Origin of the sequence: uncultured Maribacter sp. (genome assembly GCF_963974015.1) — a bacterium.
Taxonomy (GTDB): Bacteria; Bacteroidota; Bacteroidia; order Flavobacteriales; family Flavobacteriaceae; genus Maribacter.
Genome location: NZ_CAXBBZ010000002.1, coordinates 70,247 through 90,865, shown reverse-complemented (window position 1 = coordinate 90,865; position 20,619 = coordinate 70,247). Strand labels below are relative to the sequence as shown.

Here is a 20,619-nt window from a genome sequence, read left to right as displayed (position 1 = left end):
TATTTATACTTGAATTATTATGATATATAAAGAAACGATCGCCTACAACCACTTTTTCTTTTTAAAGTAAAACATCATTCCTATAAAAAGAGCAATCATAACCGCCCAAACATAGTAGTATCCATTTTTAGTGTGTAATTCTGGCATGTGATCAAAGTTCATCCCATAAATACCTGCAATAAAGGTTAGTGGTATAAAAATGGAGGCCATTATGGTCAAAACTTTCATTACCTCGTTCATTTTATTACTCATATTACTCATGTACATCTCCATCAAACTCATAGACATTTCACGGTATATCTGTAAACTCTCATTAATTTCCATTGTATGATCGTGAACATCCCTTAAAAAGAGTTTAGTATCTTTTGTTATCAAAGAATTTTCTGAATCAATTAATCTACTAATCAATTCTTTTACAGGGTAAATCCATCGCCTAATCTTTAGTACTTCTTTTTTTAACTGCTGAATATTCTTTGCAACGATAGGTTCAGGATTATTATATACCTCTTCTTCCAAACTTTCAATTCTATTGTTTAGATTTTCGATAGCTAAAAAGTAATTATCAACTATAGCATCTAATAAAGCGAAGAATAAGTAATCTGCTCCTCTTGTTCTAATACGACCAAGTTTACCTGTTATACGGTCTCTTAATCCATCAAAAACATCTGCTTTTACTTCTTGAAAGACTAAAACGGTATTTTCAAGAAGCACAATAGCAACATGCTCGCCTATAATCTCATCTTCCTCAGATATGTAAAGCATTTTGAAAACTGCGAAGATATAATCATCATATTCATCGATTTTCGGTCGTTGTTCTGTGTTTACAATATCCTCTAATACCAAAGAATTTAATTTAAAATGTTTACCAAGACGTTCAATGAAAGGTTCATCAGAAATACCAACAACATTTACCCATGAAATTTTATCTCTCCTATCTTCTTTTATAAATTCATCGAAATCATTAAACTCCTTGGTTTCAAAATTATCAGTATTGTATGTAGTACTATAAATAACACTATTGCTAGGTTCCTTATCCCCCATATAACTAATGGTACCCGGCGCTTTCCCCATCTTATTGTGTTGGCGAGACTTTTTCTTCTTTCTTTTTGGGAAGTTTAGCTTTTTATTTGAAGCCATAGACTATTTTTTTTAAATATAATAAAACTACTATCTAACGATTAAACTTTAGTTGGTTTAAGAGCAATCCTGATCCCGGTGCAATCGATTTTAACTTTAAATCAGAGCCTGGTTGTAATGATAACTTTATTTGATTTAAGGTAAGTTCATTTTTACCTAATTGAACCAATACTCCCATTAGCATACGTATTTGATAACGCATAAAACCTTTTCCTTTAATTTTCAATATATAACTGCTTTCAGGAAAAAAATTAGCGGTTAAAACATCATTTTTTTCAATGTAACAAGATTCAATTGTACGAACTGTTTTAGTATTAGGCTTAAGACCAGCTGTGTATATTGAAAAATCATGCCTACCAACAAACAATTTGGCACCTTGCTTCATGATTTCTAAATTAAGGTCTTCGATATAATTTGTTATAAAAGGTGCACTGAACGGATGATTTTTACATCCGAAGGAAAAGAAATAAAAATACTCTTTGGTTTTACTATCCTTAATTATATTGAATTCTTGACTTACGCGCTCTATAGAGAGTAAGCGAATATCGGAAGGTAAATTTTTATTAAAATCTAGTATAAAGCTATCTAAATCTTCTAGCTCCTCTTCTAAAAAAAGTTCAAATGCACCATCTAAAGAAGAAACTTTAGCATCTGTTCTGCCAGCTCCTAGTAACTTATAAGTTCTATCTGGATATAAAAACGAAAACGTTTTGTTCAGCATACTAACAATAGTGCGTTGTTTTGGTTGCACCTGCCAACCACTGAATCTAAAACCTAAATATTGTAAACGCACCAAATAGCAAAAACGCTGAATCTTCATGATAGTAAAAATAAATACAATACATGTAAACCAATGTATTTTATTAAAATACTCTTGCGTTTACTTTTTTTTATTAATTCTAGATTAGACATTAAAACTTACCAATAACTATGATACATTTATGGGTCAAGCTGTCATAGTAGTTTCATAACCTTTCATTTTAATCTTATTACGGACTATTTATTTAGTTTCTCACTAGAAATAGTACTACTTAGGTTTGAGCTATTTAGATTTAAGGGAATGAACAACAAAATATACCGTTTATCGAATTGATTGAAATAAAGGGAATACATACCCGTTCTTGAAAGAAAACTAATGGTTCCTCAAGACCATGAAATCTATTTAATATGAATTTTGTTAAAGGAATACTTACATGGAAACGCACATTAGTTTTGTCTATTATCATTTTGGTTCTATTAGACATTTTTAATTTTTACGGACTTTACACAAATAAATTTTATTTCTTTAAAATTGACAATTATATATTTCCTTTACTGTCAATTGTACATTTTGTTTTTCTATATGTTTTATGGTTTAAGATAAAGGAAGATGAATTGAGCGATCCGCCAATGCGTACGCTTGAATATGTTCTCTACATTATCTCGTTGGTATATGTTTACAAACTTGTAGAAACCATTATCATTTTATTAAGTTATAATGACTTCGATAATCACTTAATACCCGGCACTTTTTTACCCTTAGGATATTTTATATTGCTACTATACATTTTACTCCTATTGGTTACTTATTTAGCTATAGACTATAGAAAAAAAATAGTAGGCACCTATCTTTTCGATGATATGAACCAACATGTTGATCATTGGAAGTAATCTAATAAACAAAAAGCCCTTTCAAAATTGAAAGGGCTTTTTGTTTATTTAAATATCCTTTAAAAAACTACTGTAGAGGTCTTTGAATTCAAAACCATCAGTGAATCTTTGTTTATTTAATTTTCTGTGAGATACCAAACCCCACAGTAACAATTCTTTTAGAAAATAAACATCCTTTTCATTATAATCTGGTTGATGCTCTTTTATAAGTTGATTCAATGCAGGGATACTATCTAATGCCCGCTTATATTCCTCATCAGTGAAATCATCCATTAATTCAAAACCTTCACCTTGAAAAAACCAATGCAGTAACTCATCATAAACTGTTGGTTCATCTTTACGTTCCAACTTATTTATTTTAGGGAAATATTTAGGAAAAAGTGATTTTACAGCATCATCTATCAAAATACCTGCAACTCCGTCCGCACCTTCCTGCTCTCCTTCGTATACTAATTCAATCTTACCTGTAATAGAAGGTATTACTCCTAGAAAATCACTTAAACGAACCATCGTATGGTCACCACCGTTTAATAAAGACCTACGTTCTGCAGTACTTAAAAGATTCTCAAACGCTGTTATACTAGTTCTTGCGCTTACTCCGCTTTTCGCGTCTACATATTCGCTTTCACGAGCTTCAAAACTAATCTGTTCCAATAAGTCTTTAGCCAAATCGGGCACATAAATACTTTCTACCTGTCTAGCATCTAATTTAGATTCTTGTTCGGTAATCTTACGTGCAGTTTCAATATCGTCCGGGTAATGAGTTAAAATTTGTGAACCGATTCTATCCTTCAAAGGAGTAACGATACTACCCCTATTGGTGTAATCTTCAGGGTTAGCAGTGAAAATAAACTGCAAGTCTAGCGGTAATCTCAATTTAAAACCACGGATTTGTATATCCCCTTCTTGTAAGATATTAAATAGCGATACTTGAATACGCGCTTGTAAATCGGGTAATTCGTTAATCACGAAAATACAACGGTTGGCACGCGGTATCATTCCGAAATGAATGACACGGTCATCTGCGTAGGAAAGTTTTAAATTTGCTGCCTTTATAGGATCTACATCCCCAATCAAATCGGCAACGGTAACATCTGGTGTAGCCAATTTTTCATAAAAACGGTCATCTCTATGCAACCATGAAATCGGAGTATCATCCCCTTTTTCTGCAATAAGTTCAAGAGCGTAACGTGACATTGGTTTTAGTGGGTCATCATTAATTTCAGAACCTTCTACAATTGGGATCCACTCATCTAATAGGTTAACCATTAATCTAGCCAAACGAGTTTTAGCTTGTCCTCGCAGACCTAATAGGTTTATATTGTGTCTCGATAAAATAGCACGTTCCAATTCTGGAATAACCGAATCTTCATAACCCCAAACCCCTTGAAATGAATCTTTCCCAGCTATAATATTCTCACGAAGATTATCCCTAAGTTCATCTTTAATCTTTTTGGTTTGATATCCGGCCTTTACTAATTGACCTAATGTTTTTATTTCTGTATAATTCAATTTCATATTTTTTTTAATCAAATGGTAATAAATCTGGTTCTTGGTATTCTATTTTGGCCTTTTCCGAATTAAAAATATCAAACCCATAGTGTGCATTCATCAAATCTTTAAAGTTATGTTTCAATCTTGGGAATTCAAGAATAAAATCTTTAAAAGAATCCGATTCGGATCTTAACATAAAATGATATACAACTTTTATGGCAGCTATGGTTAATGTCTTATTGTATTTATGGCCAGCTCCTAAAAGATTTACATATGCCAGCAATTGATTGTGAATATACTCCTCTGCCTTTGTAACGCCATATTTATTAATTTGTAGCCATGCCAGTCTAAGATGAGCTTCATGATCGAACAATTCTGAATTAAAAATACCTGTTTTAAACTGCTCTTCAAATTCTAAATCATTAAGGTTATAATGTGTATTCATTTGCGGTTTATAATTGCTATTTTATAATCTATACTACCTTTATATTTCCGTTTTTTAATTGAATTATTTTTAAATAGCCAATACTTTGTACTCGATACTACTTATTATTTAAGTCGCTTCTTTCTGTTCGCCTCATAATCTTCAAAAATCATTTCTCCTAAACCTTTAAGTCCGGTAAAAAAAGCCTTGCCTTTGTTGGCTTCCGTAAAATGACGGATAAATTGCATTAAATAAGGATCTTGAGCAATCATAAATGTAGTGATGGGAATATGAAGTTTGCGTGCTTGCCGAGCCATATTGTAACATTTCTCTACAATAAAATCATCTAAACCAACACTATTCTTATAATAAGTACCATCGGGCATACGTAAACAACTAGGCTTACCATCGGTAATCATAAATATTTGTTTGTTGGTATTCCGTTTTCTTCGCAACATATCCATTGCTAATTGAAGTCCCGCAACCGTATTCGTATGGTAAGGCCCAACTTTTAAATAAGGTAAATCTTTAATAGGAATCGGCCAAGCATCATTACCGAACACAAGTATATCCAAGGTGTCTTTTGGGTAACGCGTAGTGATGAGTTCTGCCAAAGCCATTGCCACTTTTTTTGCAGGAGTTATACGGTCTTCACCATACAATATCATACTATGGCTAATATCAATCATTAACACGGTACTCATTTGGGCTTTGTGTTGAGTGTCTTCAACTACCAAATCTTCCTCACTTAGTTGAAAATTACCGATACCATGATTAATTTGGGCGTTTTTAAGACTTTCGGTCATTGAAATATGCTCCAAACCATCACCATATCGATATTCTCTAAAATCGCCGGTGTGTTCATCACCTTGACCAGATTTACCGGTTTTATGATTCCCAGAGCCACTTCGCTTTATTTTTCCAAATATTTGTTCTAATGCCCGCTTACGAATAATACGTTCCATTTTAGCGGTAATCGAAATATCTCCACCACCTGATCCTTCTTCTCCTTCTTCACGATCACCGCCACCATCTTTGAATTCTTCTCGTATATAGCCCTTGGCCTTTAAATCTTCAATAAAATCATCAATGGTATACTCTTCTGTGGTAAGTTCATATTCTTTATCCAATTCTCGCAACCAATCAATTGCTTCGTCAAAATCGCCAGAAGTATGTGTTATCAACTCTTGAAAAACATCAAAAAGTTTATCAAATATTGATTGCTCGGGTGCCTCGTAAGTTTCGAATCGAAAACCATTTCTTACATTCATTGCCATAGTATAAAATTAACACATTTACATTGCATACCCTTCTAATTTAAGAAACGTTAACGTAGTTGTTCAACTTGTAGGTTAATTTTGAGTTTTAAGAATTTTGTAATGAATACACGTATTGGATTAACTATAAAAGTATAAACTATTTAGTCTATAATGAAGGCTTTTCATTACGATAGAGTATACAATATTTTTATGCAGAATTTCTAGAAATAAAGTAATATCTGATAAACACAGCTAATCCATTACTTATCATATGTAAAGATTAGGAAACAAAGTTGGTATATTATTTATAACTAATTAAATTGTACACTGAGCTTAGCCGAAGATTCATCAACAAAAAACAAAATCCCATCAACAATCAACTAATAAACTTCAATCAATTCAAAGGTTTTTTAAACACGCCGAATATATGGGTGCATACACAGTTTGAAATCGAGCAGTTTGAATTTCCATGGGTGGATTTGTCGGATTTCTCCCCTGCTCCTATCCCAAAAAATTTACGATTGGGTCATCAAATAGAAGTTGTCTGCAAACAGTTGCTAGACCATTCATTACAATATGAAGTGCTGGTTTATAATTTACCTATACGGGAAGGAAAACAAACTTTAGGGGAAATTGATTTTATACTGAAGGATGTGGCAACAGAACAAATCATACATGTAGAACTCACCTATAAATTCTATATCATAAACCCTGATATCAAAGACCCCTTACACCAACTTATAGGACCAAACAAACGAGATGCTTTCTATATGAAAATGGAGAAAATAAAGAAAAGGCAATTTACCTTATTGCACTCTGAAGCGGGTACAACGGCATTGACCAAATTAGATATTGATGCTAATAAAGTAGTGCATCAAACATGTTTTAAGGCACAACTCTTTAAACCGTATAAAGCAGATACATTACAAATTCACCCTTTAAATGAAAATTGTGTCGTCGGTTATTGGGTACGATTGTCTGACTTTAATACCGATATATTTACACTCTACAAATATTATATACCAGATAAAAGTCAATGGGTTTTAAATGCTGATAATACTTATGAATGGAATTCTCATGCAGACACACGAGTAGTAATCGATCAACACCTGGTTAAACAAAACTCACCCCTAGTTTGGATGAAAAAAAGTGAAACCGAATTTGAAAAATTTTTTGTGGTGTGGTGGTGAGAAAAAATATTCAGTAAAAAGATTTTATCTTTTTATTTTCCCATTGTATTTTTCAGTTTCAAAACGAAAATTTGAATTATAGCCTCTTTTCAATTTTTTTATTAAAATTTGTACAAAAAAGCTGAACCCCAATGCAATGAATATCCTTAAATATTTCTAAAAAAAATGATTAAGCATCAAATCAAAGAAATTTCAGCAGAAGATACTTTGCATATACGGCACCAGGTCATGTGGCCAAATCAAACTATTGATTTTGTGCGGATACCCAATGATGACAAAGGCAGGCACTTTGGCTATTTTAAAAATGAAAATTTAATTTCAGTTATCTCACTTTTTATTAGTAAAAACGATGCTCAATTTCGCAAGTTTGCTACACTAAAAAAATACCAAGGTAAAGGGTTTGGCAGTGAATTATTAAAAGAGGTGATGCTCATTTCAGAAAAAGAAAAACTTTACAAGATTTGGTGCAACGCACGAATCAGTAAAGTCGATTACTATTATAAATTCGGTATGATAGAAACTAGTGAAAAATTTGTAAAAGGAGGTATTGATTATGTAATTATGGAGAGAACATTTTAAATAAAGAATATGACAAAGGAATATGATGAAATTACTGCTTCACATTACTCGGCATACCGACCATCTTTACATTCAGAAATATTAAAAGCATTTTTTAAATCAAATAAAGAATTTGAATTGGGGCTTGATATTGGTTGTGGCACTGGTCAATCTTCAATTGCACTAGCAAGTTATTGTAAAAAGGTGGTTGGTATAGATCCTAGTATAAAGATGTTAGAAAAATCGATACACCATCCTAAAGTCAACTATCAATTAATAAGCACTAACACCCTCAATTTTGATAGTGATACTTTTCATATCATTACGTTTGCCGGTTCGTTATATTATGCAAAATCACAATCGATGCTTGATGAAATCGTAAGAGTTGCAAAGAAAAACTCAAGGATTATTATTTATGACTTTGAAATATTTCTAGAAGAAATATTTCAAAAATTAGGTCTCCAAAGTGACATAATACAAACAACTGACTATGACCATCAAACAAACTTCTCAGGGCTTGAAGAACAATCTATAAAGCTTGAAAATGAAATCCAACGTTCGGTTACTTTAGACATCCAAATTGCAGACCTGGCTCATTTAGTATTATCTTCAAAAGATAACTATGCTATTTTTGCTTCTTTATTATCAACCTATAATCTTTATTCTGAAACAAAAAAGAAATTACAGTCAGTTTTTAAAAATGAAATGACCACTTTGAAAGCAATGACTTATTTGACTTCTTATCAAGTTTTTAAATAAACTGAAAAGAAGTTCAAAGTATTTATTTCTTCCTTTTCATCAACTCTGCCTCAATATCCTTAAGCGTAAATCCTTTTGCTTGTAATAGCATTAGGTAATGAAAAAGCAAATCTGCGCTCTCGTAGAGAAACAATTCATCATTATTATCCATTGCTTCAATTACGGTTTCTACCGCTTCTTCCCCTACTTTTTGGGCAATTTTATTAATCCCCTTTTTAAACAAAGAAGCTACGTAAGATTGACTATCGTCTGCAGTTGTTCGCCTTTCTTCAATGGTACTTTCCAATTCAGAAAAGAATCCGAAGTTTGAATTATTTTCTTCAGCCCAGCAAGTATCTGTTCCTTTATGGCAAGTTGGTCCAACAGGGTTTACCGAAATCAGCAATGAATCATTATCACAATCGTTTTTTATAGAAACCAAGTTCAGAAAATTCCCACTTTCCTCCCCCTTTGTCCATAAACGCTTCTTAGAGCGACTAAAAAAAGTAACCTTCCCAATTTCAGTAGTTTTCTCCAATGCTTCTGCATTCATATAACCAAGCATCAATACATTTTTAGTACGTGCATCTTGTATAATAACAGGTACTAATCCGTCACTCATTTTCTCCCAGTTAGGTGTATTAAATTTCATATTGTCTTTATTCAAATTTCATTCTTTTTTCTTACTCAAATGGTAACTCAGCTACCTATTTAATTGCAACGCAAAATCTACAGCAGCAAATGCATGCTCTTTAGTGGTATCAATTACCATAATATCACAATCTTCTTGTTGAATTAGCAACGGAATTTCAGTACAACCCAAAATAACTCCCTGGGCGCCTTCTTTTTCAGACTTTTTAATAATTTCCAAGTACTTGCTTTTAGAATCTTTTGATATTATTCCCTTAGACAATTCTGAGTAAATAATAGCATGAACCATTTCACGGTCTTCGCTGTCAGGAACCATAACTTCAATACCGAATTGATTCTTTAGAATATCTTTATAGAAATCAAGTTCCATAGTATACTTGGTACCTAACAATAATACTTTTTGGCATCCCTTTTTCTTAACTGCCTTACCGGCAACTTCGGCTATATGCAAAATGGGCACAGACACACTTTTTTTCATCGTTGGAACACTTAAATGCATCGTATTAGCGCAAATCAAAATAATTTCTGCACCGGCATTTTCTAAACGCAAAGCTATGTCTGTCATCTGGGAATGTAGTGTATCCCAATCGCCTTCTGCTTGTTTTGAAGATATTTCGGCAAAGTTTACAGATTCAATAATACATTCACAAGAACTTTGACCACCCAATTTTTCTGCAACTTTAGTGTTCAATAGCTGATAGTATAACTGCGTAGACTGCCATGTTATTCCACCAATTAATCCTATTTTTTTCATAGCCCTAATTTTAATTTGTACCTATTTATCAGCCTGTGCACAGGGGAGCATATTTTTATCTTCCCAAGCTTTCGACTGTGCTCAGGGTGAAATTATATTATTCAGAAAACTGATACTGCCTTCTGAATACTATATCCGAACTGGAATTCCATTAGTCTTTAACTCCCTCTTTAATTCCTGAATCCCTATTTCCTTAAAGTGAAATACACTCGCCGCCAATGCTGCATCTGCTTTTCCTTCAACAAAGGTATCGGTAAAATGTTGCTTGTTGCCAGCTCCACCAGAGGCAATAATAGGAATATTCAGTTCAGTAGATAATTTAGCAAGTGCCTCGTTAGCAAAGCCGTCTTTTGTACCATCATGATCCATAGATGTAAATAAAATCTCTCCTGCTCCCCGTTCTTCAACCTCTTTGGCCCACTCGAATAATTTACGCTCTGTAGGTACTTTACCACCTACTAGGTGCACAATCCATTCACCGTCTATCTGTTTTGCATCAATAGCGACTACAATACATTGTGAACCAAATTTTGCCGATAAATCATTGATCAATTGTGGATTCTTTACAGCCGATGAATTAATAGATACTTTATCCGCTCCGTTATGAAGTAGAATGTCCACATCTTCAATAGAAGAAATACCTCCACCCACAGTAAAGGGAATATTTACCTTTTCTGCAACCCGATATACTAAATCTGCCAAAGTTTTACGTTTTTGCTCTGTTGCAGAGATATCTAAAAACACCAATTCATCTGCACCTTCTTTACTATAAATTTCTGCCAGCTCTACCGGATCTCCCGCATCTCGTAGATCAACGAAATTGACACCTTTAACAGTTCTACCGTTCTTTATATCTAAACAAGGAATTATTCTTTTTGCCAGCACTAGTTTATATTTTTTTTGTTCAAATCCATACCATCATAAAAGCCTAAATCAGTATTCTTTAACTGTTTCACCCAAAACGCAATTTGACCTGTATGATATGAATAATGCTCCACGGCATGGAGAATAATGCCTACTCCAGAAAATGAAAATCCTTGTACAGATCTAATTTTCACTAACTGACTTGATGTTGAATCGAAAACAACACGTTTCGCAGTATCGACAACATCCTCTAATTTTTTGAGCAATTCATCTTTGGTAAGTCCGCCAGTTACAGAAAACTCAGCATCGCGATTTCTTTTATCCTCCGTTTCACCTAAGGATGAGATAACGTATTGTGAAATATTACCACAAAGGTGAAGCATTAAATTGGCAATACTATTTAAAGAAGGATTCGGTTTTTGCCACACCTCGTCCTCTGAAATCTCAGAAAGACTTTTTTTGATCATCCGCGTGCTTTCATCGATACGGTAAAGCGCATTCTTAACCAACTCTTCAATTAATTGAGACTCCTTATCCATTACTTAAAATATATGTTTCTAGTTGCTTTAAACTAATTCGATTTTCATAAATAGCTTTTCCGATAATAGTACCTTCACAACCCATTGCTGCTAACTTGGGGAGTTCGTCAAAAGTAGAAATTCCGCCAGAGGCAATCAGTTTTAAATCATTTGCCTGCGCTAAAATACGTTTGTATAATTCAAACGAAGGACCTTCTAGCATGCCATCTTTACTGATATCAGTGCAAATTACATACTGTATTCCTTTTTTTTGATACGATTGTATAAATGGAATCAATTCTTCTTTAGATTCCTCTAACCACCCAGAAACAGCAACTTTCTCATCCATAGCATCAGCTCCTAAAATTATTTTTCCAGGACCATGTTTCTCGATCCATCCAATAAAAATATCAGGGTCTTTTACAGCAATACTGCCACCTGTTATTTGGCTAGCACCACTTTCAAAAGCAATACGTAAATCATCATCTGTTTTTAAACCGCCACCAAAATCAATTTTCAAACTAGTTTGAGCGGCTATTTGTTCCAAAACCTTATGATTTACAATGTGTTTGGACTTGGCGCCGTCTAAATCCACTAAATGTAAATGCTTGATACCATGTGCTTCAAACTCCTTTGCCACCTCTAATGGATTCTCATTATATATTTTTTTGGTATTGTAATCTCCTTTAGAAAGACGAACACATTTACCATCAATTATATCAATTGCGGGAATTATTCTCATTTTCTTTACTGTAATATTTGTTTATCAACGGACATCCATAATGGTGAATCCCCTATTTTATTAAATCCGTATCGCTCGTACAATTGGTGAGCATCCTTTGTTTTTAAAGCTAATGTTTTAAGATTTTTTATCGTTGTATCAGCTAGCATATGCTCAACAAGTATTTTCCCAAAACCCTGACCTTGAAACTTATCAAGGATAATCACATCCATAAAATATCCAAAATAAATATAATCGGTAACTACTCTGGCAAAACCAATTTGTTCTTTATCTGATGTATAAATTCCAAAACAATATGAATTTTCAATTGTCTTTTTTACTTCTTCCAAAGATCTATTGTTACCCCAATATGAATTGGCAATAAACTTTTGAATCGCCTTAATATCCAATAAATCTTTATCCGTTGAAATAAAATATTTCTGTTCCATTACATGTTTAAAAAATTATCAAGAATTTTCTCCCCAACATCACTACTTTTTTCGGGGTGAAATTGGGTCCCATAAAAATTATCTTTATGTAAAGCTGCACTATAATCAGTTCCGTAGGAACATTCTGCAATGGTTTCTTTACACAACGGCGCATAAAAACTATGAACTAAATAAATATGCTCATTTTCAGTTACTCCTTTGAATAAGCTAGACTTAAGTTTATTAATCTGATTCCAACCAATCTGTGGTACTTTTACTTTCGAATTAAATTTCACGACATCTACATCGAAAATGCCGAGTCCTGTAGTATTTCCCTCTTCAGATGAGTGGCACATTAGCTGCATACCTAGACAAATACCTAACACAGGTTGTTTCAAAGTTGGTATTAGTTTATCAAGACCACTATCCTTAAGCTTTTTCATAGCAGAACTTGCCTCCCCGACACCAGGAAATATCACTTTATCTGCATTTTGAATTTCAGAAACATCACTACTCAAAATAGCATCATAACCCAATCGCTTTATAGCGAACTTAATGCTCTGAATATTACCTGCACCATAATTAATAATTACTATTTTCATTAAAACAAGTATTAGTTAGTTAGTATTTAGTACAAAGCATATCTTAAAAGACTACATACTTTGTGCTCAGTACAAACTACTTTTTTAAAGAACTCCTTTCGTACTCGGTAACACCATTTTCTCTACATCTCTTTTAACTGCCATTTTTATACTCTTTGCAAAGGCTTTAAAAATAGCTTCAATCTTATGATGTTCGTTGGTACCTTCTGCCTTTATATTCAAATTAGCTTTTGCACCATCGGTAAATGATTTAAAAAAGTGATGAAACATTTCAGTAGGCATGTCCCCTACCATTTCACGTTTAAAGTCTGCATCCCACACCAACCAATTCCGTCCACCAAAATCGATGGCTGACTGAGCCAAACAATCATCCATTGGCAAACAAAAACCGTAGCGTTCAATGCCTAATTTATTCCCTAAAGCAGTATGAAAAACTTCACCTAAAGCTATACCCGTATCTTCTATCGTATGGTGTTCATCAACCTCTAAATCTCCATCTACTTTAATGGTTAAATCCATTTGACCATGACGTGCCAATTGATCTAACATATGGTCAAAAAACGCTAATCCGGTTTTAATATCACTTCTACCCGTACCATCAAGGTTTAGTTTTATGGCAATATCGGTTTCATTTGTCTTTCTATGAATTTCAGCAGTTCTGTTTTTCAATTTTAAAAACTCATAAATCTTCTCCCAATCATTGTCCTCTATAGCGATATGGGCATCTAGAGCATCTCGTTTTACAGTAATCTCACCCGTACCCAGGTTAGTTTCATCATTTATAAAAATACCCTTAGCCCCTAGGTTTTTAGCCAATTCCATATCTGTTAATCGGTCACCGATGACAAAAGAATTTTCTAAATCATACGCTTCAGAAAAGTACTCGGTCAACAAACCTGTTCCCGGTTTTCTGGTATTTGCATTTTCTTGTGGAAAAGTGCGGTCTAAAAAGACCTTATCAAAAACGACTCCTTCATTTTCAAAGGATTTGATAATAAAATTATGAACCGGCCAAAATGTATCTTCAGGGAAAATATCGGTGCCCAAACCATCTTGATTGGTTATCATCACCAACTCATAATCGAGTTCTCTTGCAATTTTTCCTAGGAACGTAAATGCCTTTGGATAAAAAATCATTTTTTCAAATGCATCTATCTGCTCATCAATTGTTTCTTTTATAATAGTACCATCACGGTCTATAAATAAAACACGTTTTTTGTTTTCCATATTAGTTTGATAGTGCTTTTAAAGCGGTAATTACAATATTATTTTCTTCGGAGGTACCCACTGTAAATCTAAGTGTATTTTCACATAAAGGTTGCGTAGTTCGATTTCTAACGACAACCCCTTTTGCCAATAATTGATTATATCGAAGAGTAGCATTATCTACTTTTGCCAAAATAAAATTAGCGTCTGTCGGATATATTTTTGAGACAAACGAAACAGTTTCTAATGATTTATTCAATTTATCACGCTCCTCTAAAATAATTGCGACTTCTGTTTGTAACGATTTTATATCAGACACTCTTTGTATCGCTCGTTCTTGAGTCAATTGATTTACATTGTATGGTGGCTTTATTTTATTGATAACAGCAATAATTTCAGCGGATGCTACGCAAATGCCTAACCGTATACCAGCCATTCCATATGCTTTTGATAATGTTTGTGTCACAATCAAATTAGGGTATTCGACTAATTTTGATGCCCAACTTTCTTCTGAGGAAAAATCGACATAAGCCTCGTCGATGACGATCAGGCCAGCAAAAGATTTCAAAAGCTCTTCGATATTATTAGTTGAAAAGCTATTTCCGGTAGGATTGTTTGGTGAACAGATGAATAACAGTTTAGTGTTGCCATCTATACTTTCTTTTATTGCAGAAACATCTGGTTGAAATGCCTCGGTCAATAAGACTTCCCTATTTTCGACCATATTAATACCAGACAAGACTTTATACATACCATACGTTGGTGGTAAGGTGATAACATTATCTTCTTTGGGCTCACAGAAAGCTCTAAACAACAAATCTAATACTTCATCGCTACCATTGCCTAAAAGAATATTTTCTTCCTTAATACCTTTCTGTTTGGCTAATATAGCTTTTAGACTACGTTGTTGTGGATCCGGATAACGATTGACTCCATTTTCAAATGGATTCTCATTCGCATCTAAAAATACCATGGTAGAACCATCGGAAACATATTCGTCGCGTGCCGATGAATACGGACTTAAGCCCTTCACGTTTTCTCTTATAATTTTATCTAAATTGAAATTCATTATTTCATGATTAGGTCTTGACGGAGCTCGACCGAACAATACTTTATTTTTTAAGGCTATTTAATCTTAGGGTTACCGCATTCTTATGAGCTTGAAGCCCCTCAGCTTCCGCCATAAGTTCTATAGCATTTCCTATCGTTTGAATACCTTTCTCTGTTATTTTTTGAAAAGTCATACTCTTCATAAAGCTATCAAGGCTTACTCCACTATATTGCTTGGCATAACCATTAGTCGGTAACGTATGATTCGTACCTGAAGCATAATCGCCAGCGCTCTCTGGCGTATAATCACCTATAAAAACAGAACCTGCATTTTGGGTTTGCTTTATATAGAAATCTTCATTTTCTACACAAACAATAAAATGTTCAGGGCCATATTCATTGATTAAATCAATTGCCGCTTGGTCATCTTTAACGTAGATAAGTTTACTGTTTGAAATCGATTGCCTCGCAATTTCTTTACGTGGCAGTTCTTCTAATTGCAGCGCTACTTCTTTCTCTACAGCATCAATCATCGTTTTTGAGGTCGACACTAAAATTACCTGACTATCAATACCATGCTCTGCCTGACTCAATAAATCGGATGCTACAAAGGCAGCATTAGCAGTATCATCTGCTACAACCAATAGCTCTGAAGGACCTGCAGGCATATCAATGGCTACACCATGTTTTGTTGCAATTTGTTTAGCAACGGTTACGTACTGATTTCCTGGTCCGAATATTTTATAAACCTGTGGAATAGTTTCTGTACCAAATGTCATACCTGCAATAGCTTGTATACCACCAACCTTTACAATTTTAGTTACGCCACATAAATTTGCGGTATATAAAATAGCAGGATTCAGTTTTCCTTCTTTATCAGGTGGAGAACAAAGCACTATCTCAGAGCATCCAGCGATGGTAGCAGGTACCGCCAACATTAATATAGTTGAAAATAAAGGTGCCGTTCCACCAGGAATATAAAGTCCTACTTTTTGAATAGGTCTTTTTTCTTGCCAACAAGAAACTCCAGGTACCGTTTCTACTTTAATTCGACCTGTTTTCTGAGCAGAATGAAACACTTCGATATTTAATTTAGCCAATTTAATAGCTGCTTTAAGCTCATCTGAAACTAGAGTCTTAGCTTCTTCAATTTCAACCTCTGTCACCAACATATTCTCTAAGGTTACTTTGTCAAATTGTTGAGTATACTTTTTTAATATACTATCCCCACTTGTTTTAACTTCCTCAAAAATACTGTTGACCAACCCTTCAATATCGGCTACTGTCTGTGTAGGACGCTTTAAAACATTCTTCCAATCCGCTCTCTTAGGATTATTTATTTTATTCATTCTTCCTTGTACTTAATACTATAATACCATCTTCTCAATTGGGCAAACTAAAATACCTTCAGCACCAGCTTTCTTTAACTCGTCTATTACTTCCCAAAATTTATCTTTGTTGATAACGGTATGAACAGAGCTCCAACCTTCATCGGCCAAAGGAAGTACTGTAGGACTGCGCATTCCAGGCAGTAATTTTAAAATTCCATCCAATTTATCATTTGGTGCGTTAAGCAATACATACTTAGAACCCCTAGCTCGTAATACCGATTGAATACGAAATTGTAACTTCTCAAGTAACTCCTTTCTTTCTTCAGATATTTTTGGTGAAACGGCTAAGACTGCTTCACTCGTTAGCATTACTTCAACCTCCTTAAGATTGTTTTTAAACAAAGTACTACCACTAGAAACGATATCACAAATTGCATCGGCCAATCCAATATTCGGTGCAATTTCTACAGAACCACTAATAATATGTAAGTCTGCGGTAACTCCCTTATCCTTTAGGTAATTTATAACCGTGTTTGGATAGGAAGTGGCTATACGCTTTCCTTCGAAATCCTTAACTGTTTTATACTTAAATGATTTCGGTACCGCTAATGAAACTTTACATTTAGAAAAGCCTAGCTTCTCAGCAATAGAAATATCCTCACCTTTTTCTATCAATACGTTTTCGCCAATAATGGCGATGTCTACTACTCCATCTCTAAGATATTGAGGTATATCACCATTTCTAAGATAGAAAACCTCCATTGGGAAATTTCTTGACGAAGCTTTTAGTTGGTCTTTTCCATTATCGATTGAAATTCCACAATCTTTTAAAATTTGAAGGGATTCCTCATTAAGTCTTCCCGATTTCTGAATAGCAATTCTAATTTTAGTCATTTTTTTAATTTAATGCTTGGCAAGCAAAACAGCGTTAAATACAAAACCCGTTTGATTGCTCAAACGGGTTTTAAATATGTTGTACTACTACAATACATTCCTACCTCGCCAGAGCGTGTGTATGAATATGATGATGTGTAGTTCTGTTCTTCATTATGCTGTAAAAGTAAAAGGTATTTTCCATTTCACAAAACAAAAGTTTAAAATGAAACAAAAATATTTAACTACGTGTTTTAGTTGTTCCCTAAAATTAAAGGTAATCCATCACCGCCACCACCAACAATGACTACTTTAGTATTTGGTGACTCAGAAAGTTTTAATGTAGCATCAATACCTTTATCTCTAAGGATTTGATCATTTAAAGAAGCACTTAAAATACGGTTGGCATCGGCTTTACCTTGTGCCTCTATCGTAACTTTTTCAGCCTCTTTTTTAGCAGTAACCAAACGGAACTCATATTCCAAAGATTCCTGTTCTTGCCTTAATTTTCTTTCGATAGCATCTTTAATAGTTGGAGGTAAAGTAACATCCCTAACCAATATTTCATTCAATTGAATGTATTGTCCAGAAACTATTTTTTGAGTCTCGTCAAAAATTTCTTGTTGAATTGCATCTCTTTTACTTGAATACAATTGTTCTGGCGTATAACGCCCAACTACAGAACGTGCAGCAGATCGTATCGTTGGCAACAATACACGTTGAATATACTCCGTTCCCTTCTCTTGGTGCAATTTCCCTAAATCACTTCGAATAGGTTCGAACCAAGCAGATGCTTCCAATTTAATATCCAAACCATTACTTGACAATACATTCATACTTTCCAGCACTTCTTGTTGTCGTACTTCATAAACAGTAACTCTATTCCATGGTGCTACTAGATGAAATCCTTCACCCATAGGTGGCTCATCGGTTACTACACCTCCACCAAAAGTCTTATACAAAACACCTGCCTGACCTGAGTCAATGGTAACAGTAGATTTTGATATTCCAATAATCAATACAATAAAAATAAATATTGCGGGTAGCGCAATCTTAGGTAACTTATCCATTAGTGTCTATTTAAATTAATCCGTTATATTTTCTGATAAACCATTCTGCCGTAAAAGCAAAGACTATGATTGCCAAAAGAAATTTGAAATCTATCAAAGATACGACATTTTCAATGCTTTTCTCTGTAGGCACATAAGAGTCATTTTCAATTAACTCTCTCTTTAAAGCGTCTATCTGTGAAGGATAAAATTGTTTTCCTCCAGAGTTTAAGGCAAGTCTTTCCATTTTTAAATTATCGCTAGATACAAACTGATTTTCTATATCAAATTCAGAAATTACAAATGACCCGGATTCAGATTTAACTTCATTTTCAACCGATACCGTAAAGTCATATTCACCAGTTAAAAGATTAGAAAGGTCTGCTTCAAAATATCCATTTTTTAATACCATAGGATTATCTTGACTAGAGTTTGTTTTCTTATCTTTTACCCTGATTTTCATCTTTGCGTTAGGATCAAACAAAAAGGCCTCATCAAAATAGGTAGCGGTTATAATGGCATTTGTACTGCCTTCATATACCTTTTCATATTCAACATTTAGTCGTGATCTATTCTTGGTACTGGTTAAGTAGCGAATCAAATTACCTATGAATTCGTCGAAATTGATAAAATTACCCGTATTTCTAAATGTTTGCATGCGCCATTTCCAAAGATTTTCGCCAACTAGCAAAGCCTGTTTTTTTGAATCGTCTTCTATTACTGATAATAAAGGCTGTTGTACATTCAATCCTTTTATTTGAGTACCAAATAATGTCTCATAAGGTTTTTGAAAAACGATAGGACCTGCATCACTTAATAATGGAGGGAAATCGGTTAAATCGAATTTAGAAATATCATATTTTGAAAATGAATTATTCAATAAAGCAAAAACTTCTTGTTGTGGATAGCCACTTTCAATCTCAAAACCAATATTTGTCTCATTCAAAAATGAATAATCAGCATGGGAACCTGTAATTATAAAAGTGTTTGCATTTTTACTTTTTGCAAAATCCAGTGATGCTTTAAAACCAACAGTTGGCTGATAAAAAATGAATAAATCCATTTCATCTAATACACTAGTGGCAACATTTGGCTTTAAAATGGATACTTCTCTTTGCTCATTACTTTCTATAGCTTTCTTAAGAGTTCCCAAATCAGGATGCAAAATATCGGAAATCAATCCAATTTTAGTCTTCTCATCAATTATCTCAATACTAGTAGACCTTCTATTGTTAGCTATATTTCGTTCTTCAGGTAATTGAGATATTTCTACAATTAAATTTTTAATTCCGACAGTATTAGCATCTATTTCAATCGAGATGGCTTTAAAATTAGATTCATTATTTAAATTTAAATTTTCGCGATGTACTATTCTATCATTCATCTTAACAGTTACAGTAGCTGAAACAGCCGTGATGCCTTGATAAGAAATATAGGTTTCTAACGGGAATTTATTTTTTAAGAATGCATACTTATTAGTTAAAATAGACCCGACTGATAAGTCCTTATACTTCGTGGTATCACCTAATACTACAGTATAAAGAGTACTATTTTGGTCAGTTTTAAAATAACTATAATCTTGCCCAATAGTCTGGTTACCGTCAGATAACAATAGAGTTACCGTCTGTTCACGACCAAAAATATCTTTTAAAGCAGAAAGCGATTTATATATATTGGTGTTCTTATCTTCAAATGTTAAGCTATCTAAAACACCTAATTCACTACCAAATCGGTAATCACTTATTTTAAATCTATTTGAAATTTCGTCTGAGGATTTTAATTTTGAAATTAGATCTTTAATTTCATCTTTATTTTCAGAAATAGAACTTGAATTATCAACTAAAATCACCAGATTTGGCTTTTCTAAACTATAAGATTTCTTTGAAAATTGAGGGTTTATAAGTAAAATCAGTAGGCCAAATATTCCTATAAATCGCAAAAAGGCTAAGAGCAAATATACATTGCTTTTAGCCTTTTGTTTATATACATATTGAAGCACAACTATACCTAGAGCAACGATAGCAGCAAGAACAATATACAATACCGTTATGGTTTCCATGGATTTAGAAAATATTATGCGCAATAGCAACAGACAAATTATCTATTAACCGAATTATTCATT

Annotated in this window: 22 protein-coding genes; 4 read left to right on the top strand and 18 right to left on the bottom strand. The window is 33.6% G+C overall.

Annotated elements, in window-relative coordinates:
- Nucleotides 1-42 precede the first annotated feature (42 nt).
- Together corA and AACZ41_RS04860 are read right to left on the bottom strand one after the other, a co-directional pair.
- Nucleotides 43-1,137 (bottom strand): magnesium/cobalt transporter CorA, encoded by a 1,095-nt coding sequence (corA, locus tag AACZ41_RS04865; RefSeq protein WP_339627185.1) that lies wholly within the window; start codon nucleotides 1,135-1,137, stop codon nucleotides 43-45.
- Between the two features lie 34 nt (nucleotides 1,138-1,171).
- Nucleotides 1,172-1,957 carry a tRNA pseudouridine(38-40) synthase TruA gene (locus AACZ41_RS04860; RefSeq protein WP_339627183.1) on the bottom strand — a complete coding sequence of 262 codons (786 nt, stop codon included), beginning with the start codon at nucleotides 1,955-1,957 and terminating at the stop codon, nucleotides 1,172-1,174.
- Nucleotides 1,958-2,304: 347 nt separating this feature from the next.
- Between AACZ41_RS04860 and AACZ41_RS04855 the strand changes: the two genes are divergently transcribed.
- On the top strand, nucleotides 2,305-2,787 hold the full coding sequence (locus AACZ41_RS04855; protein ID WP_339627180.1) for a hypothetical protein: 483 nt from the start codon (nucleotides 2,305-2,307) through the stop codon (nucleotides 2,785-2,787).
- A gap of 48 nt (nucleotides 2,788-2,835) precedes the next feature.
- Here the strand turns inward: AACZ41_RS04855 and AACZ41_RS04850 are convergent, their stop codons facing one another.
- The 3 genes from AACZ41_RS04850 to AACZ41_RS04840 form a co-directional block, all read right to left on the bottom strand.
- Nucleotides 2,836-4,305 carry a magnesium chelatase gene (locus AACZ41_RS04850; protein ID WP_339627178.1) on the bottom strand — a complete coding sequence of 490 codons (1,470 nt, stop codon included), beginning with the start codon at nucleotides 4,303-4,305 and terminating at the stop codon, nucleotides 2,836-2,838.
- Between the two features lie 7 nt (nucleotides 4,306-4,312).
- Nucleotides 4,313-4,726, bottom strand: a complete 414-nt coding sequence (locus AACZ41_RS04845; RefSeq protein ID WP_339627176.1) for a hypothetical protein — start codon at nucleotides 4,724-4,726, stop codon at nucleotides 4,313-4,315.
- Nucleotides 4,727-4,830: 104 nt separating this feature from the next.
- Nucleotides 4,831-5,982 (bottom strand): VWA domain-containing protein, encoded by a 1,152-nt coding sequence (locus AACZ41_RS04840; protein ID WP_339627174.1) that lies wholly within the window; start codon nucleotides 5,980-5,982, stop codon nucleotides 4,831-4,833.
- Nucleotides 5,983-6,395: 413 nt separating this feature from the next.
- On the opposite strand from AACZ41_RS04840, the gene AACZ41_RS04835 reads away from it, so the two are divergent.
- The 3 genes from AACZ41_RS04835 to AACZ41_RS04825 all read left to right on the top strand — a co-directional run bounded on the left by AACZ41_RS04835 (nucleotide 6,396) and on the right by AACZ41_RS04825 (nucleotide 8,471).
- A complete protein-coding gene (locus AACZ41_RS04835) occupies nucleotides 6,396-7,154 on the top strand; it encodes a DUF1853 family protein (protein ID WP_339627172.1) in 759 nt (252 codons plus the stop codon).
- Nucleotides 7,155-7,319: 165 nt separating this feature from the next.
- Nucleotides 7,320-7,733: a GNAT family N-acetyltransferase gene (locus AACZ41_RS04830; protein WP_339627169.1), complete on the top strand. Its 414-nt coding sequence runs from the start codon at nucleotides 7,320-7,322 to the stop codon at nucleotides 7,731-7,733.
- A 9-nt stretch (nucleotides 7,734-7,742) separates the two neighbouring features.
- On the top strand, nucleotides 7,743-8,471 hold the full coding sequence (locus tag AACZ41_RS04825; RefSeq protein ID WP_339627167.1) for a class I SAM-dependent methyltransferase: 729 nt from the start codon (nucleotides 7,743-7,745) through the stop codon (nucleotides 8,469-8,471).
- A 22-nt stretch (nucleotides 8,472-8,493) separates the two neighbouring features.
- Here AACZ41_RS04825 and hisIE read toward each other — a convergent pair whose 3' ends face one another.
- From hisIE to AACZ41_RS04760, 13 genes are all read right to left on the bottom strand, one after another.
- Nucleotides 8,494-9,102 carry a bifunctional phosphoribosyl-AMP cyclohydrolase/phosphoribosyl-ATP diphosphatase HisIE gene (hisIE, locus tag AACZ41_RS04820; RefSeq protein WP_339627165.1) on the bottom strand — a complete coding sequence of 203 codons (609 nt, stop codon included), beginning with the start codon at nucleotides 9,100-9,102 and terminating at the stop codon, nucleotides 8,494-8,496.
- A 51-nt stretch (nucleotides 9,103-9,153) separates the two neighbouring features.
- Complete coding sequence (locus AACZ41_RS04815) at nucleotides 9,154-9,855, bottom strand: aspartate/glutamate racemase family protein (RefSeq protein ID WP_339627163.1); 702 nt, start codon at nucleotides 9,853-9,855, stop codon at nucleotides 9,154-9,156.
- A 129-nt stretch (nucleotides 9,856-9,984) separates the two neighbouring features.
- Complete coding sequence (gene hisF, locus AACZ41_RS04810; protein WP_339627161.1) at nucleotides 9,985-10,740, bottom strand: imidazole glycerol phosphate synthase subunit HisF; 756 nt, start codon at nucleotides 10,738-10,740, stop codon at nucleotides 9,985-9,987.
- On the bottom strand, nucleotides 10,740-11,258 hold the full coding sequence (locus tag AACZ41_RS04805; RefSeq protein ID WP_339627159.1) for a DinB family protein: 519 nt from the start codon (nucleotides 11,256-11,258) through the stop codon (nucleotides 10,740-10,742). The genes hisF and AACZ41_RS04805 overlap by 1 nt, the downstream gene beginning before the upstream one ends.
- Nucleotides 11,251-11,979: a 1-(5-phosphoribosyl)-5-[(5-phosphoribosylamino)methylideneamino]imidazole-4-carboxamide isomerase gene (gene hisA, locus AACZ41_RS04800; protein WP_339627157.1), complete on the bottom strand. Its 729-nt coding sequence runs from the start codon at nucleotides 11,977-11,979 to the stop codon at nucleotides 11,251-11,253. The genes AACZ41_RS04805 and hisA overlap by 8 nt, the downstream gene beginning before the upstream one ends.
- A 5-nt stretch (nucleotides 11,980-11,984) precedes the next feature.
- Nucleotides 11,985-12,407 (bottom strand): GNAT family N-acetyltransferase, encoded by a 423-nt coding sequence (locus tag AACZ41_RS04795; RefSeq protein WP_339627155.1) that lies wholly within the window; start codon nucleotides 12,405-12,407, stop codon nucleotides 11,985-11,987.
- Complete coding sequence (hisH, locus tag AACZ41_RS04790) at nucleotides 12,407-12,988, bottom strand: imidazole glycerol phosphate synthase subunit HisH (protein WP_339627153.1); 582 nt, start codon at nucleotides 12,986-12,988, stop codon at nucleotides 12,407-12,409. The genes AACZ41_RS04795 and hisH overlap by 1 nt, the downstream gene beginning before the upstream one ends.
- Before the next feature lie 84 nt (nucleotides 12,989-13,072).
- Nucleotides 13,073-14,215 carry a bifunctional histidinol-phosphatase/imidazoleglycerol-phosphate dehydratase HisB gene (hisB, locus tag AACZ41_RS04785; protein WP_339627151.1) on the bottom strand — a complete coding sequence of 381 codons (1,143 nt, stop codon included), beginning with the start codon at nucleotides 14,213-14,215 and terminating at the stop codon, nucleotides 13,073-13,075.
- Nucleotide 14,216: 1 nt separating this feature from the next.
- On the bottom strand, nucleotides 14,217-15,263 hold the full coding sequence (hisC, locus tag AACZ41_RS04780) for a histidinol-phosphate transaminase (RefSeq protein WP_339627149.1): 1,047 nt from the start codon (nucleotides 15,261-15,263) through the stop codon (nucleotides 14,217-14,219).
- A gap of 43 nt (nucleotides 15,264-15,306) precedes the next feature.
- Nucleotides 15,307-16,593, bottom strand: a complete 1,287-nt coding sequence (gene hisD / locus AACZ41_RS04775) for a histidinol dehydrogenase (RefSeq protein WP_339627147.1) — start codon at nucleotides 16,591-16,593, stop codon at nucleotides 15,307-15,309.
- A gap of 18 nt (nucleotides 16,594-16,611) precedes the next feature.
- Entirely contained in the window at nucleotides 16,612-17,469 is an 858-nt protein-coding gene (hisG, locus tag AACZ41_RS04770) for an ATP phosphoribosyltransferase (RefSeq protein WP_339627145.1), read from the bottom strand.
- Between the two features lie 233 nt (nucleotides 17,470-17,702).
- On the bottom strand, nucleotides 17,703-18,518 hold the full coding sequence (locus AACZ41_RS04765; protein WP_339627143.1) for a prohibitin family protein: 816 nt from the start codon (nucleotides 18,516-18,518) through the stop codon (nucleotides 17,703-17,705).
- Nucleotides 18,519-18,528: 10 nt separating this feature from the next.
- Nucleotides 18,529-20,556, bottom strand: a complete 2,028-nt coding sequence (locus AACZ41_RS04760) for a VWA domain-containing protein (protein ID WP_339627141.1) — start codon at nucleotides 20,554-20,556, stop codon at nucleotides 18,529-18,531.
- Between the last annotated feature and the right edge of the window lie 63 nt (nucleotides 20,557-20,619).